The organism is Floridaenema aerugineum BLCC-F46 (assembly GCF_041929345.1).
GTDB lineage: Bacteria > Cyanobacteriota > Cyanobacteriia > Cyanobacteriales > Aerosakkonemataceae > Floridanema > Floridanema aerugineum.
In genome coordinates this window covers 1-2,399 of the sequence record NZ_JBHFNQ010000248.1, presented here as the reverse complement: position 1 = coordinate 2,399, position 2,399 = coordinate 1, and the positions used below count along the sequence as shown (strand labels likewise).

At 42.6% G+C, this 2,399-nt stretch carries 2 protein-coding genes; both read right to left on the bottom strand.

The annotated features are described in order from the left end of the window. On the bottom strand, nucleotides 1–1,000 hold a 1,000-nt coding region (locus ACE1CC_RS33590), incomplete at its 3' end, for a glutathione S-transferase family protein (protein ID WP_413274783.1). Nucleotides 1,001–1,136: 136 nt separating this feature from the next. After that, complete coding sequence (locus ACE1CC_RS33585; protein ID WP_413274782.1) at nucleotides 1,137–2,264, bottom strand: site-specific integrase; 1,128 nt, start codon at nucleotides 2,262–2,264, stop codon at nucleotides 1,137–1,139. Nucleotides 2,265–2,399 lie beyond the last annotated feature (135 nt).

Genomic DNA, 2,399 nt, shown 5'->3' with positions numbered 1-2,399 from the left:
CCTCCCCAGTCATCATATAAGTTAACGCACAACCCAATGCTTCTTCAAACAACTTATCATCAGCTGGATTAACTTTAATAATATTAGCCCGATGCTTCAGTACCCGTTGCAAAGCTTCAGCGCGTGAGGTTTCCGGTTCTGGATAAGTCACATCAGGCAACCCAAACCAAGGCCCACTATCCACCTGTACTTGATTGCTTTTGGTTTGCGATTCCTCATTTGACCAACAACCCCCCATTTGTGGTGGCAAATCATGAGCATGGGTATGAAAATCACTTTGAGTGCCACGATAAGTCGAGCGACTTTCCATCGCCGCAAACCAATCTGCCAAACGTGGGTTCTCCTCCCTTAAAGAATAGCCCTTGTAATAGTAAAGACTGGCATTCATGCGCTCGATATATGGCGTAAATATTACATCGGCAGTGCTAAAATTATCCAAAAAGTAAAAGCCCACAGTACTGCCTAGTGCATCCTCAACCTTCTCTACCACTGCTTTGAATTGCTCACTGTGACGTTGTTCATCACGAGTAGACCTGGCTCTTGAACAAAGCCAAGAACACCAAGCTCTAAATAAAAGTCGCTCCAGCCGCCTCAATGGGAGAACTTTGGCATCTTCCATCCCATAAGCTAAGGAACCAAATACTTGTTCCAACGCCAGCAAAATATCATCACTTTCCGTAATCACCCGCCCGTCTAGCTCCAGTGCTGGTAACATCCCTGATGGCACTATGCCTTTGTACCAGCTTTCTTTCTCCCCATAACAAAACATGGTCACTTTTTTAATCCGGTAGGGAATCTGCTTTTCCTCCAGCCACAGCCAGACTTTCTGACAGTAGGGACACCAAGCATGATGATCCCGATATAATGTCACTCGCACATCGGATTCACTCTTCCCAAATAAGCGCAAACCAGCTTGAGCATTGGTTGGCCCATTAACCGTATCTATTTGAAAGTCTGTGAGGGTTTCTAGTTCTGGAAAGCTTAATCGGGTGACGCTCATGGAAGGTTATGAAGTTATTTGGTATCGAGCTAAAACTGTATCCATCATATCCATACAACTGACTCTTTGTAAAGAAATGTAAAGTTATTGACTAGGTGTTCTCTAGGTCAAGAATCTAGATATGCGTCTAGATTATCTATAGCTGATGAAAAGGAGCAACAGGTCGCTTCGGATTATTTAATAATCGTTCAAAAGCTTGCTGCTGATGATGTTCATCCAGCCAAGCATGATAAGTTTGGATATGTATCGCCACCGAATGCCCCATTTGCTTCGCCGCTAACGACACCTCCAGTCCATACTCCATACTCCTGATTGCCCAAGCATGACGCAAATCGTAAGGACGAAACTCCATGCCCTGTCTGCGAAAATACTGCGATACTCTTTGCCCCAACTCCTTATTATTCCTCCCTGTACATTCCGGCACTTTGACATCCATTAGCTGCCAATATTCCACCCATTCAGGATGTAGAGGCCAAACTCTCCTTTCCCCTGTTTTACCTTCCATTACCCGCAACACACCCCCTTGTCTGGGAAAATGTTCTAAGTCCAAGTGAAACACTTCATGGGGTCTGAGTCCATAAGTTGCCAGCATTCCGAAACACCATTGCCATTGGGCATTAGTAATTTTGTTTCTCCAAAGTGCTATTACTTCATCACTTGGTAGTTCTCGCTTGCTTACTTTCGTGGGCGAATAATTCCCACTAAACCTTTTTACATCGAAATTAAAGTTAGCTATCTCCACTAATTTAGCCAACGCTAAACAAGTTTTCTGTCGCATTCTTGTATCTGGATTTGTCGCTTTAATTGCTGAGATTATGATTTCCTTTGACAGTAACTCGTTCTGTGGTAAGCGGCTAAAAACTTCTTCGTAATTAGTTTGCCAGGTAGAAAGTGACTTGGGAGTTTGCGATCGTCGCATAAAGTAATCTGCTTTTAAAGCTTGGATATAATCGGCGATCGTCTTTAACTCATTACCTATTGGATTATGCCGTAAATAAGGCTGCCAATCAAACTCTCCTATTGCCAACAATCCCCCTACCTGACGCGCTGCTTTTTCTGCGCTTCTTATCCCTTCAATAGTTGCCTCTATCCCCAGAGCAATTTCTTGTTGATATGGTTTAGTTTTCTCACTTCCCGGGCGAGGTGGTAAAGTTCCTCGTAAATATAATCGATTCCCTTTTTGCTGAATCGTGACTCCCATTTTACCAGCCTTCAACCTTTGATTAACTATTAATAATTGACTGTCGAATTTTGTGGTTGACATTTTCTTACTGAACTTTAATAGTATAAATTTTTACTTTTTACTCAAACTGATGGTTTGATTACCCAGAAAAGAGGAATTTTTGCAAGTCCTTTACTGATTGGATTTGGAGAAATGAGAGTAAAAATGATTACCTGT